The sequence below is a fragment of the Actinophytocola sp. genome, from assembly GCF_036002505.1.
Taxonomy (GTDB): Bacteria; Actinomycetota; Actinomycetes; order Mycobacteriales; family Pseudonocardiaceae; genus DASYTH01.
On record NZ_DASYTH010000036.1, the window covers coordinates 1 to 14348 of the forward strand.

Genomic DNA, 14348 nt, shown 5'->3' on the forward strand with positions numbered 1-14348 from the left:
AGACCCCCGGCCGGGGGCGAGCCCCCGGACCCCCGGGAGCGCGGGGCCCGAGTTGTTGTATGGCGGTGTAGCTCAGTCGGTAGAGCAAGCGGCTCATAATCGCTGTGTCGCCGGTTCAAGTCCGGCCACCGCTACCCGTAGGTGAAGAAGGAGAGGCTCCGCCGTGGCTGCCACTGATGTGCGTCCCAAGATCACGATGGCGTGCGAGGAGTGCAAGCACCGCAACTACATCACCAAGAAGAACCGGCGCAACGACCCGGACCGCATGACGCTGAAGAAGTTCTGCCCGAACTGCGGCAAGCACACCTCGCACCGGGAAACCCGCTGAGCGCGCGGTACCGATGGCGTTAGCCGAGTCCTTCAAGGGCCGCACCTACCCGCCGACCTGGGTCTACGAGGTCAGCCGGGAGAAGATCAAGGAGTTCGCCGACGCGATCGGCGACCCCAACCCGATCTACCGCGACGCCGACGCGGCCCAGGCGGCGGGGCACAAGGACGTCATCGCACCGCCCACCTTCGTCACGATCATCAACCTGCGGGCCATCGACGTGATCATCCACGACCCGGAGCTCGGGCTCGACTACGGCCGCATGGTGCACGCCGACCAGAGGTTCAGCCACCAGCGGCCGGTGCGCGCCGGCGACCGGCTGACCGTCACCGCCTTCGTGGACGACGTCGCCACCCGGCTGGGCAACGACTTCCTCGGGATCCGTGCGGAGATCAACAGCGACGACGGCGAGCTGGTGTGTACCGCTCGCGCCTCGCTCGTGGTCCGGGTGCGGGGCACCTGATGAGCACCCCGGCCGACGCTCAGGTCGGCGACGAGCTGCCGCCGCTGCAGGTGCGGGTGACCCGAAACGACCTCATCCGCTACGCCGGCGCCGCGCTGGACTTCAACCCGATCCACTGGAACGAGCGGCGGGCCCGCGAGGTCGGTCTGCCCGACGTGATCGCGCACGGCATGCTGACCATGGCCCTCGGCGGCCGCCTGGTGACCGACTGGACCGGCGACCCCGGCGCCGTGGTGGAGTACGGCGTCCGCTTCACCCGCCCGGTCGTGGTTCCCGACGACGACGAAGGCGCGCTCGTCGAGCTGACCGGCAAGATCGGCGAACGCCGCGACGACGGCACCCTCCGGGTCGACATCACCGCCAAGTTCGACGGCCGCACCGTCCTCGGCAAGGCCACCGCCCTGGTCCGCTTCTAGTACAACCGCGAGTTCGACGCTCCAGCAACCGAGTTCGACACTCCAGCAAGTGAGTTGTGCACCCGGGCAACTGAGTTCGACGCTCCGGTCAGCGGGCCTCACGCAGCAGGTCACCCATCCGCGTGACGCCGACCGACAGGTCGTCGTCGCCCAAGGCGTAGGACAGCCGGAAGTAGCCGGGCGTGCCGAACGCCTCGCCCGGAACGACCGCCACCTCGGCGTGCTCCAGCACCAGGGCGGCCAGATCCACGCTGGTCTCCGCCCGGGTGCCGCGGATCTCCTTGCCCAGCAAGGGTTTCACCGAGGGGTAGACGTAGAAGGCGCCCTGCGGGGTGGGCACTTCGACGCCCGGGATGTCGCTGAGCAGCTTGACGATGGTGCGGCGGCGCCGGTCGAACGCCTCGCGCATCTCGGCGACGGCGTCCAGCGGCCCGGACACCGCGGCCAGAGCCGCACGCTGGGACACGTTGGCCACGTTGGACGACAGGTGCGACTGCAGGTTCGCCGCCGCCTTGGTGACGTCCGCCGGGCTGATCATCCAGCCGACCCGCCAGCCGGTCATCGCGTACGTCTTGGCCACCCCGTTGACCACCACGCAGGTGTCGGCGAGTTCCGGCACCGCCACCGGCATCGACACCGCACGCACGCCGTCGTACACGAGGTGCTCGTAGATCTCGTCGGTGATCACCCAGATGCCGTGCTCGACCGCCCACCGGCCGATGGCCTCCACCAGGTGCGGCGGGTAGACCGCGCCGGTCGGATTGGACGGCGAGCAGAACAGCAGCGCCTTGGTCCGCGGCGTGCGGGCCGCCTCGAGCTGTTCGACGCCGGCCAGGTAGCCGCTCGACTCGTCGGTGACCACGGGGACCGCTACGCCGCCGGCCAGCGTGATCGCCTCCGGGTAGGTGGTCCAGTACGGGGCCGGCAGCAGCACCTCGTCGCCGGGGTCGAGCAGCGTCGCGAACGCCTGGTACACCGCCTGCTTGCCGCCGTTGGTGACCACGACCTGGCTCGCCTGCACGGCGTACCCGCTGTCCCGCAGCGTCTTCGCCGCGACCGCCGCGCGCAGCTCGGGCAGTCCGGCGGCCGGGGTGTACCGGTGGTTGCGCGGGTCGCGGGCGGCCTCGACCGCGGCGGCCACGATCGGCTCCGGGGTCGGGAAGTCGGGCTCGCCGGCGCCGAAGCCGATGACCGGCCGGCCGGCCGCCTTGAGCGCCTTCGCCTTCGCGTCCACCGCCAGGGTCGCCGACTCGCTGATGCCACCGATTCGCGCCGAGACACGCCTTGCTGCCATGGCCGATATCGTCGCAGACGACTCGGTTGGGGAGTTCTGCAGGTGTTGCCGTAGACTGCGGGACTTGGAACGTCTGAGGCCGCCCCGCAGTTGTATGTGGGGAGGTCCGCTGGCGTCCACCAAACGCGGCTCACAGCCCCCTCGCGGTGGCCGCGGAGGGGCGTAGCTCAACTGGCAGAGCAGCGGTCTCCAAAACCGCAGGTTGCAGGTTCAAGTCCTGTCGCCCCTGCACCAGACCTAGAGCGAGTGGAGGAACTGGCGTGGCCGAGGACCGGGAAACGGAGCGGGAGGACGGGCAGAAGCGCCCGTCACGTCCGGTCACCGCCGCGGCGCGGCGGGAGCGCCGGGCGGCGGCACGGCCCGCGGCCAGGAAGGACGCGGCCGAGGCGGAGCCGGGTACGGATACCGCCGCGAAGCCGAGCCCGAAGGGCAAGGGCCTCGACAAGCGCCGGGCGGCGCGCGCCGAGGCCGCGGCCAAGGCGCCGGACGCCAAGGGCCGGCCGACCCGGGCCCGGGACGACAGCCGGGCCACCCGGGTGGGCCTGTTCTCCCGGATGTTCCGCTTCCTCCGCGAGGTGGTCGCCGAGCTCCGCAAGGTCATCTGGCCGTCCCGCAAGCAGATGATCACCTACACCTCGGTGGTGCTGGTGTTCCTCGCGGTCATGGTGGCCCTGATCTATGGCATGGACATCGGTCTGCAGCGCGGCGTGCTGTGGCTGTTCGGCTGACGCCGTAACGAAGAAAGGAAGCGAGACCTATCGTGAGCTCCGACAACGGCACCGTGGGCAGCGAGGAGCTGACCAGCCTGCCCGGCGAGGTCGACGGCATCGACCTTGCTGACACGGCCGTGCCCGCGCCCGCGGAGGCCGAGGAGCCTGCCGAGTCGACGGAAAACGACGAGCCCGACCCGGCCGCGGAGATGCGCGAGGCGCTGAAGAAGGCCCCGGGCGAGTGGTACGTGGTGCACTCCTACGCCGGCTACGAGAACAAGGTCAAGGCCAACCTCGAGACCCGCATCCACTCGCTGGACATGGAGGACTACATCTTCCAGGTCGAGGTGCCCACCGAAGAGGTCACCGAGATCAAGAACGGGCAGCGCAAGCAGGTCCAGCGCAAGGTGCTCCCCGGCTACATCCTGGTCCGGATGGACCTCAACGACCCGTCCTGGTCGGCGGTGCGCAACACCCCCGGGGTGACCGGGTTCGTCGGCGCCACCTCGCGGCCGTCTCCGCTGTCCATCGACGACGTGCTGAAGTTCCTGCTGCCGCAGGACCAGCAGGCCAAGCCGGCCGCCGGGGGCAAGGCGGCCAGCGCCGCGACGAAGAGCACGACGGTCGAGGTGGACTTCGAGGTCGGCGAGTCGGTGACGGTCATGGACGGGCCGTTCGCCACGCTGCCCGCGACGATCAGCGAGGTCAACGCGGACGGGCAGAAGCTCAAGGTCCTGGTGTCGATCTTCGGCCGGGAGACCCCGGTCGAGCTGTCGTTCAGCCAGGTCTCCAAGATCTGACGGTCCATCGACCGACAGGCCACGCGTGCGCCGCCATTCGCGCGCGGGGAAAGCAAGCGAGCACAGGAAACGGAAATGCCACCCAGGAAGAAGAAGCTCGCAGCGATCATCAAGCTGCAGATCACGGCCGGCATGGCCAACCCGGCGCCCCCGGTGGGCCCGGCGCTCGGTCAGCACGGCGTGAACATCATGGAGTTCTGCAAGGCCTACAACGCCGCGACCGAGTCGCAGCGGGGCACCGTGGTGCCGGTCGAGATCTCCGTGTACGAGGACCGGTCGTTCGACTTCAAGCTCAAGACCCCGCCCGCGGCGAAGCTGCTGCTCAAGGCCGCCGGGGTGGACAAGGGCAGCGGCGAGCCGCACCGCAACAAGGTCGGCAAGGTGACCTGGGCCCAGGTCCGCGAGATCGCCGAGCAGAAGAAGGCCGACCTCAACGCCAACGACGTCGACCAGGCCGCCAAGATCATCGCCGGCACCGCCCGCTCAATGGGCATCACGGTCTCTGATTGACCGTGGGTGCCCGCGCGGACCGGCGGTGTCTGGACTGACGAGCAGCGCAGCCGAGCGAGCGCCAGCGAGTGAGGCGAGCAGCGCAGGAGGGAAGACACCGCGTCAAGGTCCGCGCACCCGAGCGGAGCGAGGCAATCAAACACAGTGGGAGGGCCAGGCGCTGGCTCGTCACCACAACTGATCCAAGGAGTGAAGGACAGCAATGGCAAAGCGCAGCAAGGCATATCGCGCGGCCGCGGAGCTGGTGGACAAGACGAAGCTGTACTCCCCGCTGGAGGCCGCCCGGCTCGCCAAGGAGACCAACAAGGTCAAGCTGGACGCCACCGTCGAGGTCGCCATCCGGCTGGGCGTCGACCCGCGCAAGGCCGACCAGATGGTGCGCGGCACCGTGAACCTGCCGCACGGCACCGGGAAGACCGCCCGCGTGGTGGTGTTCGCCACCGGTGACAAGGCGCTCGAGGCCGAGATGGCCGGCGCCGACGTGGTCGGTGTCGAGGAGCTGATCGAGCGGGTCCAGGGCGGCTGGACCGACTTCGACGCCGCCGTCGCCACACCCGACCAGATGGCCAAGGTCGGCCGGATCGCCCGCATCCTCGGCCCGCGCGGCCTGATGCCGAACCCGAAGACCGGCACGGTCACCATGGACGTGGCCAAGGCCGTGCAGGACATCAAGGGCGGCAAGATCAACTTCAAGGTGGACAAGCAGGCCAACCTCCACCTGGTGATCGGCAAGTCCTCGTTCGAGCCGGAGAAGCTCATCGAGAACTACGCCGCCGCGCTGGACGAGGTGATCAGGGCCAAGCCGTCCGCCGCCAAGGGCCGGTACCTCAAGAAGGTCACCTTCAGCACGACCATGGGCCCGGGCATCCCGGTCGACCCGGCGCGCACCCGGAACCTGCTCACCGAGGAAGCCGTTTCCTAGAGCCAACTGCGATGAATGCCTCATTCAGTGCGGCTGACGCACTGAATGAGGCATTCATCGCAGCTACGTTGCTTCCCAGGCCAGGGCCGCCGCGCCCACCAGCGGGCCGTCCTGGGCGAACCGGGCCAGCATCAGCTCCGGCGGAAACGGCACCGCCCGCCGCAGCACCCGGTCCAGAGCCGGGAGGATGACGCCCGCCGAGCCCACCAGCCCACCGCCGACGGTGATCCGCTCCGGATCGAGCAGGATCGCCGTATTGGCCACGTGGACGGCCAGTTCGTCCAGCGTCTCGTCGACGAACGTCCGGGCCGCGGAGTCGCGCGTGGCCAGCTCGAACACCGAACCGGCGTCCCCGGTTCCGCCGAACTCCCGGCCCCGCAGGCCGATCGCACCGCCACCGGCGATCTGCTCGAGCGGGGCGCGGCCGTCGTGCGGGCCGGCCGCACTGGCCGCGGACACGAGGTTGTAGCCGATCTCGCCAGCCGCGCCGTGGGCGCCGGTCAGCACCCGATCGTCAACCAGGATGCCGACCGCGATGCCGGTGCCGAGGTTCAGGTGGAAGCCGGAATGCACGCCGCGCAGGTTGCCCCAGCGGGCCTCGGCCAGGGTGGCGGCCTTGACGTCGGTGGCGCACACCGTCGGCACCCCCAGGGCCGACGAGAAGCGCTTCCCGAGGTGCAGTTCCGTCCAGCCGGGAACGTTGGGCGCCAGCAGGATCCGGTCGTCGAGCACGATGCCCGGGCTGGCCACGCCGACCGCGCGCGGGGGAGTCGGCAGCCCGGCGATCACCTCGGCCGCGGTGGCCAGCGCCCGGTCGACGGCCTGATCGGCGCCGCGCGAGGCGTGCATCGGCAGCCGCACGTTGGCCAGCAGCGCGCCCGCGCGGTCGGCGGCGGCCACGGTTGCCTTGGTGCCGCCGAAGTCGACGGCCACCACGTACTCACTCAAAGCCATCACCTCGTAGGCTCGGTGATGGTGACCCTGTGCCTGATGGTTCGCTCGCAAGCTCACTCACCGCGTGGCACCCCGCCGCGCCAGCGAGTCGACCGCGACGGCGACGGCGAGCACGCCGCCGGTGACCATGAGGCGCACCGAGGAGTCGACGCTGAGCAGGTCCATGCCGTTGCGGATGGACTGGATCACCAGGATGCCGAGCAGCGCCGCGTAGGCCCGGCCGCGGCCGCCGAACAGGCTGGTGCCGCCGATCACCGCGGCGGCGATGGCCATCAGCAGGATGTCGCTGCCGCCGGAGCTCTGGTTGACCGCGGCGAGCCGGGACGCGGCCAGGATGCCGCCGAACCCGGCGAGCGCCGAGGCCGTGATGAACGCCAGCACGCGCACCGCGGTCACGTTGATCCCGGCCCGGCGCGCCGCCTCCGCGTTGCCGCCCACGGCGTACATCCGGCGGCCGAACACCGTGCGGCGCAGCACCAGGTCGAGCAGCACCACCAGCCCACCGAAGATCACCAGGGTGAGCGGCACCCCGCGGTCGGTGTTGAGCACCGCGACGGCCGCACCCAGCAGCAGGAGCAGCGCGGCGGAGCGGGCCAGCACCCACGGCAGCGCCGGCGTGCGCAGTCCCGCCGCGGCCCGGCGCGCCCGGGTGATCAGCGCGGCCGCCAGGTGCGCGGCGGCGATGCCGGCCACGATGAGCCAGCCCAGCCAGGCCCGCAGCCAGGTGCCGCTGAGCGTGGCGATGCCGTGGTCGAACGGCAGGTTGATCGTGCCGCCCCGGCCCAGCAGGAACAGCATCAGCCCGAGCCAGCCGATCAGCCCGGCCAGCGTCACCACGAACGACGGCATGCCGAGCTGGGTGAACATGATCCCGTGCAGCACGCCGATCAGCGCGGCGACTCCGAGTGCGGCCAGCACCGCGAGCACCGGCGGCCAGTGCTGCCGCACGTACAGGATCGTCATGACGACCGCGCACAGGCCGCTGACCGAGCCGGCCGACAGGTCGATCTCGCCGAGCAGCAGCACCATGATGATGCCCAGCGCGATCGTGCCGGTGGCGGCCATCTGCAGCGCCAGGTTGGTGAGGTTCTCCGCGGACAGGAACCGGTCGTTCAGCCCGTTGAAGATCACCGCGATGATCACCAGCCCGACCGCGACCGGCGCCGCGCCGAGGTCCCCGCGGCGCAGCCGGTCCCGTGCCGCGACAACGATCCCGCGCATCAGGCGGCTCCGGTGATCGCGGCCACGATCTGCTCCTGGCTGGCCGAGGCGGTGGCGAAGTCGGCGACGTTGCGGCCCAGCCGCAGGACCACCACCCGGTCGCTGACCGCGCGCACGTCGGCGAGGTTGTGCGAGATCAGCAGCACGGCCAGGCCGCGGTCGCGCAGCCGCCCGATCAGCTCGAGCACCTGCGCGGTCTGCTCCACCCCCAGCGCCGCGGTCGGCTCGTCCAGGATCACCATCCGCGGCTCGCCGAGCAGCGCCCGGGCGATCGCCACCGACTGCCGCTGGCCGCCGGAGAGCAGCGCGACCGGGGTGCGCACGTCCGGGATCTTGACCTCCAGCGAGGCCAGCAGGTCCCGGGCGGAGCGCTCCATGGCCACCTCGCCGAGCACCGAGAAGCGCCGGGTTTCCGTACCCAGGAACAGATTCGCCACCACGTCGAGGTTCTCGCAGAGCGCGAGGTCCTGGAACACCGTGGTGATGCCGAGCGCCTGCGCGTCGTGTGGCCGGTGGATGCGCACCGGCTCGCCGGCGAAGGAGATCATGCCTTCGTCGGCGGTCACCGCGCCGGAGATCACTTTGACCAAAGTGGACTTTCCGGCGCCGTTGTCGCCGACCAGCGCCACCACCTCGCCCGCGGCCACGTCGAGGTCCACGCCGGTCAGCGCGCGCACCGCGCCGTAGGTCTTGGTGACGCCCCGGGCGCGAAGCACCACCTGCTGCTCGGTCGTGATCACTGCAGCCCGGCCGCCTTGCAGGCCGCGGCCACCTCGGCGGTGCAAATCTGCGCGACGGTGTAGAAGCCGTCCTTCACGATCGTGTCCTTGATCTTGTCCTTGCTCACCGCGATCGGGTCGAGCAGGAACGACGGGATCTTGGCGGTGCCGTTGTCCACACTGGTCGGTGCGGACGGCTTCTCGCCCTTGGCCAGCGCCACCGCCAGCTCGGCCGACTTCTCCGCCTGCGCCCGGATGTTGAGGTAGATCGTCATGGTCTGCTCGCCGGTGATGATCCGCTGCACGGCGGCGAGCTCGGCGTCCTGGCCGGTGATCGGCGGCAGCGTGGCGTACCCGGCGCGCTTCATGGCCGCGATGGCGCCGCCGGCCATGCCGTCGTTGGCCGAGTACACGCCGACGATCTGGTCCCGGCCGAGCGCGGTGATCGCCTGCTCCATCTGGGTCTGCGCCTGGTCCGGGCTCCAGTCCGGGGTGTCGAACTCGCGGCCGATCTTGACCTTGCCGTCCAGCGCCTGGTGCGCGCCCTTCTTGTAGTCGCCGGCGCTCGGGTCGGTGGGCGAGCCGTTGATCACCACGATCTGGCCCTTGTCCGTGCTGCCGCGCTTGCTCAGCTCGCCGAGCAGCGCCTCGCCCTGCGCCTCGCCGACCTTCACGTTGTCGAAGGACACGTAGTACTCGTAGCCGATGCCGGAGATCAGCCGGTCGTAGGCGATCACCGGCAGGTTCTTCTGCTTGGCCTGGTTCACCAGCGGGGCGACCGCGGCGGCGTCCACCGCGTCCAGCACCAGCACGTTGGCGCCCTGGGTGAGCGCGGACTCGACCTGGTTCTGCTGCTTGGCCGCGTCCTGGTCGGCGTTGGAGTAGAGGACCTTGCAGTCGGCGCACAGCTCCTTGACCTTCTTCTCGAAGATCGGCCGGTCGAACGCCTCGTAGCGGGTCGTCTTGGACTCCGGCAGGAACAGCGCGATCGTCTTGCCACCACCGGAGTTCGAGCCCGAGCCGGAATCGCCGCCGGTGGAACCGCAGCCGGCCGACAGGAGAAGAACCGCGGCCGCCACGGCCGTCAACCGTCCTCGACACATACGAGTCACCCTCTGGCTGGTTGAGTGTTAGTAAGAAAGGTAGTTTACTATCAGCGTCCAGAGGGGACGCAAGGGTTCCGGGGTACCCTCTGCCGGTTGGTTTTCAGGAGGCGCCGGATGAGGGGGCTGGTGGGCAACCCGCAACTGTTGCGGACGATGAACGAGCGGTTGCTGCTCGATCATCTGCTGGCGGGCGGCCCGGCCTCGCGCGGCGACCTGGCCAAGGCCACGGGCCTCTCCAAGCCGACCGTGTCCGCGGCGCTGGCCGGCCTGGAAGCCGCCGGGCTGGTGCACCTGGTCGGCTCGCTCGGCGGGCGGCCCGGCCCGACCACCGCGATCTACGACCTGAACACCGCCGCCGGGCACGTGGCCGGCATCGACATCGGCCGCGACTGGATCCGGCTGGCCATCGCCGACCTGCGCGGCGCCTTCATCGCCCGGCGCGACGTGCGCAACGGCGCCCGGTCCGCGGCCGACCTGGTCCGCCGCGTGCGCCAGCTCGCCGACGCGGTGGCCGACGAGGCCGGGGTTCCGTGGACCTCGGTCAGCCACGCGGTGATCGGCAGCCCCGGTGTGCTCAACCCGTCGACCGGTCGGCTGGACTTCGCGCCGAACCTGCCCGGCTGGGGCCGCCCCGGCCTGGTCGACAAGCTCCGCGCCACGCTCGAGGTCGACTTCGCCATCGAGAACGACATCAACCTCGCCGCCGTCGGCGAGCTCGCCTTCGGCGCCGGCCGCGGCCACTCCGACTTCGTCCTGGTCTCCGTCGGCACCGGCGTCGGCATGGGCATCGTGATCAACGGCAGCCTCTACGTCGGTGCCCGCGGCGCCGCCGGCGAGGTCGCCTACGTGCCGGCCGCCGACCCCGGCATCCCCTCGCCCGAAGCCCGCCAGCGCGGCATGACCGAGGCGGCCACCTCCGCCGGCGGGATCGCCCGTGCCGCCCGCGCCGCCGGACTTTCCTTCGCCTCAGCCAAAGAAGTGTTCGCCGCCGCCGCCTCCGGCGACCACCGCGCCCTCGCCGTGGTCGAAGCCGAAGGCCGCCGCCTCGGCGCCCTCGTCGTCGCCGTCGCCGCGATCCTCGACCCCGACATCGTCGTCCTCGCCGGCGGAGTCGGCCGCAACCTCGCCATGCTCGGCGACGCCATCTCCCGCCGCATCGAGGAGCTCGGCCCGCTCCGCCCGTCCATCGTGGCCAGCACCCTCGGCGACGGCGGCGTGCTTCAGGGCGCCGTCGCCCGCGCCCTCGACGTGGCCCGCGAACGCCTGTTCAGCAACTCTCGCTCCGCCAATCGCTGATGATCCACTGGCCCTGGTAGGGGGTCTTGGTCACGGTGAACGTGCCAAGCCGCAGGTCGTCCGGGAGGTTGTCGATCCTGAACTCGAGCCGGCAGGAGCTGATCACGACTTCGGTTGCCGAGTTCGGCAGGTTGCGCACGTCGTCGGGGAAGCGCGGCTCGGCGTAGGCGTTGCGCCAGCTCACGCCGATGCGCTCGTGCAGCGCCTTGACGGCATCGTCGCAACTGCCCGCGTTGAAGTGCTTGACGAACAGCGCTCTGGCCTCGTCGGTGAACTGTCCACACCCGACTTCCGGGTTGCCGTCGGCGATCCGTTCGTAGACCATCCGCACCGACTGGTCCGGGCTGGTCTTCAGCAAGGTGCGGTCGGTGAAGGTGTGCCCGCCGGTCTGCGACGCCGGCAGGTTCTCGTCCTTGCTCCCGAAGAAGTGCTGGTAGGCGAAGTACAGCGCGAGCACGACGATCAGCACCGTGGTCAGCTTGCGGACCAGACGGCTGCCCAGGATCCGCTTCCAGGGTGGTTTCTTCGCTGCCGGCGGCAGCAGCGGCAGGTCACCCTGCTGCCGCATCAGCTCCTGAAACTGTTGGAACTGCTGGAACTGGCGCACCTGCTCTGGATCGATCGGCTCCGGTGCGGGCGCGCGCGGGTGCGGCACCGGCTCGCTCGGCGGCCGCACGGCGGGTGGAGCACTATGCCTGTCTTCCTCCGACACGGCCTCCATCATGCAGGGTGATTTGGAGTGCCGATACCCGGTCACGTAACCTGTTGCTGGTTCTACCGAAGACCGCAGGTCCCTCCTTGTGAGGCGAAGGTCCCGTCAGCGTGCGGGCGGCCCGCGCAGGAGGACGCGGAACGTTCGAGCACTCGAGCACTCGTGTGCTTGTCCACGCCCCGTGCTGCTGCGCCGGGGCGTTCGTCGTCTCCGGGGTCTGGCCGGCGGTCCCGACCATTGGAGAGGAGGCGACGCACATGGCGAAGCCGGACAAGGTGACTGCGGTCGCCGAGATCGCGGACAAGTTCCGCTCCAGCTCGGCTGCGGTGATCACCGAGTACAGCGGCCTCACCGTGTCCCAGATCACCACGCTACGTCGCTCTCTCGGCGCTGGCGCGACCTACCGCGTTGCGAAGAACACCCTGGTCAAGCGTGCCGCGGCGGATGCCGGGGTGCAGGGTCTCGAGGAGCTCTTCGTCGGGCCCACCGCGATCGCCTTCGTCACGGGCGAGCCGGTGGACGCCGCGAAGGCGATTCGGGACTTCGCCAAGGACAACAAGGGTCTGGTCATCAAGGGCGGCTACATGGACGGCCGCCCGCTCTCCGTGGACGAGGTCACCCAGATCGCCGACCTCGACTCGCGTGAGGTGCTGCTCGCAAAGCTTGCGGGCGCGATGAAGGGCAACCTCGCGAAGGCGGCCGGCCTGTTCGCCGCGCCCGCGTCGCAGGTGGCCCGCCTGGCCGCCGCGCTGCAGGAGAAGATGTCCGCCGCGGAGGCACCCGCCGCCGCGGCGGCCGAGGCTCCCGCCGAGAGCTAGAAAATCATTACATCAGAAAGGAAACCGCCATCATGGCGAAGCTCAGCACCGAGGAGCTGCTCGACGTATTCGCGGACATGACGCTGCTCGAGCTCTCGGCGTTCGTGAAGGCGTTCGAGGACAAGTTCGAGGTCACCGCCGCCGCCCCGGTCGCGGTCGCCGCCGCTGCCGGCCCCGCCGCCGTCGCCGAGGCCCCCGAGGAGAAGGACGAGTTCGACGTCGTCCTCGAGGCCGCCGGCGAGAAGAAGATCCAGGTCATCAAGGTCGTCCGGGAGGTCGTCTCCGGGCTCGGCCTCAAGGAGGCCAAGGAGCTCGTCGAGGCCGCCCCCAAGGCGGTCCTCGAGAAGGTCAACAAGGAGCAGGCCGACGCCGCCAAGGAGAAGCTGGAATCGGCCGGCGCCTCCGTCTCGCTCAAGTGACACGTGCGATGAATGCCTCATTCAGTGCGGCAGCCGCACTGAATGAGGCATTCATCGCGGCCTGTGGACAACCAGTTGGCCACATCCCGGCCTCGTGTCGCACGATCAGTCCGTGGATAGAGGCCCCCTCGCTGACCTGCAGCGGTTGCGTGACCACAGCCGTCACGGTGTCATTGCGGTCGGTACCCTGGCGAAACTTGGCGTGACGCCGAGCACGGCATATCGGAGATGTGTGCCGAACGGTCCGTGGCAACGGCCACTGCCGGGCATCGTCGTCCTACACAACGCTCAACCCACCCGCCGGCAACTCATCGAGGCGGCTCTCCTGTATGCAGGGACAGGAGCTGTGGTGACCGGGCTTGAAGCCTGCCGGCAGCACGGGCTCGTCCGGCTTCCGGACGAAGCGTCTGTGCACCTGCTCCTGCCGGCCGACCGGAAGGTCATCAGCAGCGCCTATGTGACCATCGAGCGCACGACCAGGTTGCCGGAACCCGTGATCCGGGATGGTCTCCCGTTGGCACCTCTGGTGCGGTCGGTGCTCGATGCATGCCGGCGGCTGCGAGCCTTCGATACGGTCGGCGCACTCATCACGGAGGCGGTTCAGCGCCGACGGATACATCCCGAGCGCTTGGCGCACGAACTCAGCATGGGGAGCCGGCGCGGCACTTCAGTACCACGTGAGGTACTCCGGGACATCGTCGGCGGGGCTCGGTCCGTTGCCGAGCTCGACGCGATGCGCGTCTGGAAGCGCACCGGACTTCCGCCGTTGACGTGGAACTGCGAACTGTTCGACGCGGAAGGAAGGTTCATAGCCTGCCCGGACGGCTGGTGCGGTGAAGTCGGTCTTGCCTGGGAGATCGACTCCTACGAGTTCCACTTCGGCCGGACCGACTATGCGCGGACGTTGGCCAGGAACACCACGTACGCGGCGAACGGGATCACGGTCGTGCGAACGCTGCCCAATCGGCTCCGGAACGAGCCGGATGCCGTCGTCGCCGAGCTGCTGGCCGCGCATCGGAGCGCCGCCGTGCGACCTCGGCCGCAGGTCATGACCAGGCGGCTCAACGTGCGATGAATGCCCCATTCAGTGCGGCAGGTGCATCGAATGAGTCATTCATCGCCCTTCCAGCCGTTCGGGTAAGCCGCACCCCGGGTGGCCGCACGCTTGGTGACTGGGTACCTTGCTGAACCTAACTGGCGAGTAACCTACGCGCCTCGTGGTCGTTGCACGTAGGTAAGCGGGACAGCAGGAGGTTCGATGGGCGCCGAGGTGGTCGTCGAGGGCCTGACGAAGTCCTTCGGCAGGCAGGCTATCTGGCGCGACGTCACGCTCACGTTGCCGCCGGGTGAGATCAGCGTGATGCTCGGCCCGTCCGGCACCGGCAAGTCCGTGTTCCTCAAGTCCATGATCGGCCTGCTCAAGCCCGACCGCGGCAAGTGCGTGATCAACGGCGTCGACATCGTCACGTGCTCGGAGCACAAGCTCTACGAGACGCGGAAGTTGTTCGGGGTGCTGTTCCAGGATGGTGCGTTGTTCGGGTCGATGAACCTGTATGACAACGTGGCGTTTCCGTTGCGGGAGCACACGAAGAGGTCCGAGGCGGAGATCCGGCGGATCGTGTTCGAGAAGCTGGAGATGACCGGTCTGCAGGGCGCGGAG

18 protein-coding genes and 2 tRNA genes are annotated in these 14348 nt (G+C 69.7%); 14 read left to right on the forward strand and 6 right to left on the reverse strand.

Going from position 1 to position 14348, the window contains the following annotated elements:
* The first annotated feature begins 61 nt into the window (after positions 1 to 61).
* The 4 genes from VGR06_RS02150 (at position 62) to VGR06_RS02165 (ending at position 1207) form a co-directional block, all read left to right on the forward strand.
* Positions 62 to 134: transfer RNA gene (locus VGR06_RS02150), tRNA-Met, on the forward strand.
* A gap of 29 nt (positions 135 to 163) precedes the next feature.
* Positions 164 to 328: a 50S ribosomal protein L33 gene (rpmG, locus tag VGR06_RS02155; protein WP_414637130.1), complete on the forward strand. Its 165-nt coding sequence runs from the start codon at positions 164 to 166 to the stop codon at positions 326 to 328.
* Between the two features lie 13 nt (positions 329 to 341).
* Positions 342 to 791, forward strand: a complete 450-nt coding sequence (locus VGR06_RS02160) for a MaoC family dehydratase N-terminal domain-containing protein (RefSeq protein ID WP_327557213.1) — start codon at positions 342 to 344, stop codon at positions 789 to 791.
* Positions 791 to 1207, forward strand: coding sequence for a MaoC family dehydratase (locus VGR06_RS02165; protein ID WP_327557214.1), 417 nt, complete (start codon positions 791 to 793; stop codon positions 1205 to 1207). Before VGR06_RS02160 ends, VGR06_RS02165 begins: the two co-directional genes overlap by 1 nt.
* 88 nt (positions 1208 to 1295) lie before the next feature.
* Here VGR06_RS02165 and VGR06_RS02170 read toward each other — a convergent pair whose 3' ends face one another.
* Positions 1296 to 2501, reverse strand: a complete 1206-nt coding sequence (locus tag VGR06_RS02170; protein ID WP_327557215.1) for a pyridoxal phosphate-dependent aminotransferase — start codon at positions 2499 to 2501, stop codon at positions 1296 to 1298.
* A 156-nt stretch (positions 2502 to 2657) separates the two neighbouring features.
* On the opposite strand from VGR06_RS02170, the gene VGR06_RS02175 reads away from it, so the two are divergent.
* The 5 genes from VGR06_RS02175 (at position 2658) to rplA (ending at position 5443) form a co-directional block, all read left to right on the forward strand.
* Positions 2658 to 2730: transfer RNA gene (locus VGR06_RS02175), tRNA-Trp, on the forward strand.
* Positions 2731 to 2761: 31 nt separating this feature from the next.
* A complete protein-coding gene (gene secE / locus VGR06_RS02180) occupies positions 2762 to 3229 on the forward strand; it encodes a preprotein translocase subunit SecE (protein ID WP_327557216.1) in 468 nt (155 codons plus the stop codon).
* Positions 3230 to 3261: 32 nt separating this feature from the next.
* Positions 3262 to 4011 carry a transcription termination/antitermination protein NusG gene (gene nusG, locus VGR06_RS02185; RefSeq protein ID WP_327557217.1) on the forward strand — a complete coding sequence of 250 codons (750 nt, stop codon included), beginning with the start codon at positions 3262 to 3264 and terminating at the stop codon, positions 4009 to 4011.
* Positions 4012 to 4086: 75 nt separating this feature from the next.
* Positions 4087 to 4521 (forward strand): 50S ribosomal protein L11, encoded by a 435-nt coding sequence (gene rplK, locus VGR06_RS02190; RefSeq protein WP_327557218.1) that lies wholly within the window; start codon positions 4087 to 4089, stop codon positions 4519 to 4521.
* A 202-nt stretch (positions 4522 to 4723) separates the two neighbouring features.
* Positions 4724 to 5443 (forward strand): 50S ribosomal protein L1, encoded by a 720-nt coding sequence (gene rplA / locus VGR06_RS02195; protein WP_327557219.1) that lies wholly within the window; start codon positions 4724 to 4726, stop codon positions 5441 to 5443.
* A gap of 63 nt (positions 5444 to 5506) precedes the next feature.
* Here rplA and VGR06_RS02200 read toward each other — a convergent pair whose 3' ends face one another.
* The 4 genes from VGR06_RS02200 to VGR06_RS02215 are packed head-to-tail and all read right to left on the reverse strand — an operon-like array spanning position 5507 to position 9416.
* Entirely contained in the window at positions 5507 to 6397 is an 891-nt protein-coding gene (locus VGR06_RS02200; RefSeq protein WP_327557220.1) for an ROK family protein, read from the reverse strand.
* Positions 6398 to 6454: 57 nt separating this feature from the next.
* Positions 6455 to 7618: a sugar ABC transporter permease gene (locus VGR06_RS02205; protein ID WP_327557221.1), complete on the reverse strand. Its 1164-nt coding sequence runs from the start codon at positions 7616 to 7618 to the stop codon at positions 6455 to 6457.
* Entirely contained in the window at positions 7618 to 8358 is a 741-nt protein-coding gene (locus VGR06_RS02210; RefSeq protein ID WP_327557222.1) for an ATP-binding cassette domain-containing protein, read from the reverse strand. Before VGR06_RS02210 ends, VGR06_RS02205 begins: the two co-directional genes overlap by 1 nt.
* Positions 8355 to 9416, reverse strand: coding sequence for a sugar ABC transporter substrate-binding protein (locus tag VGR06_RS02215; RefSeq protein ID WP_327557230.1), 1062 nt, complete (start codon positions 9414 to 9416; stop codon positions 8355 to 8357). The genes VGR06_RS02210 and VGR06_RS02215 overlap by 4 nt, the downstream gene beginning before the upstream one ends.
* 141 nt (positions 9417 to 9557) lie before the next feature.
* On the opposite strand from VGR06_RS02215, the gene VGR06_RS02220 reads away from it, so the two are divergent.
* Positions 9558 to 10739: an ROK family transcriptional regulator gene (locus VGR06_RS02220; RefSeq protein WP_327557223.1), complete on the forward strand. Its 1182-nt coding sequence runs from the start codon at positions 9558 to 9560 to the stop codon at positions 10737 to 10739.
* On the opposite strand, the gene VGR06_RS02225 is transcribed toward VGR06_RS02220, so the two are convergent.
* Entirely contained in the window at positions 10711 to 11451 is a 741-nt protein-coding gene (locus tag VGR06_RS02225) for a hypothetical protein (RefSeq protein ID WP_327557224.1), read from the reverse strand. The two genes, VGR06_RS02220 and VGR06_RS02225, sit on opposite strands and share 29 nt — an antisense overlap.
* 257 nt (positions 11452 to 11708) lie before the next feature.
* On the opposite strand from VGR06_RS02225, the gene rplJ reads away from it, so the two are divergent.
* The 4 genes from rplJ to VGR06_RS02245 all read left to right on the forward strand — a co-directional run.
* Positions 11709 to 12269 carry a 50S ribosomal protein L10 gene (gene rplJ, locus VGR06_RS02230; RefSeq protein ID WP_327557225.1) on the forward strand — a complete coding sequence of 187 codons (561 nt, stop codon included), beginning with the start codon at positions 11709 to 11711 and terminating at the stop codon, positions 12267 to 12269.
* Positions 12270 to 12301: 32 nt separating this feature from the next.
* On the forward strand, positions 12302 to 12688 hold the full coding sequence (gene rplL / locus VGR06_RS02235) for a 50S ribosomal protein L7/L12 (protein ID WP_327557226.1): 387 nt from the start codon (positions 12302 to 12304) through the stop codon (positions 12686 to 12688).
* A gap of 145 nt (positions 12689 to 12833) precedes the next feature.
* Positions 12834 to 13763, forward strand: a complete 930-nt coding sequence (locus VGR06_RS02240; protein WP_327557227.1) for a hypothetical protein — start codon at positions 12834 to 12836, stop codon at positions 13761 to 13763.
* Positions 13764 to 13946: 183 nt separating this feature from the next.
* Positions 13947 to 14348: ABC transporter ATP-binding protein (locus VGR06_RS02245; RefSeq protein ID WP_327557228.1), on the forward strand; the 402-nt coding region annotated here is incomplete at its 3' end.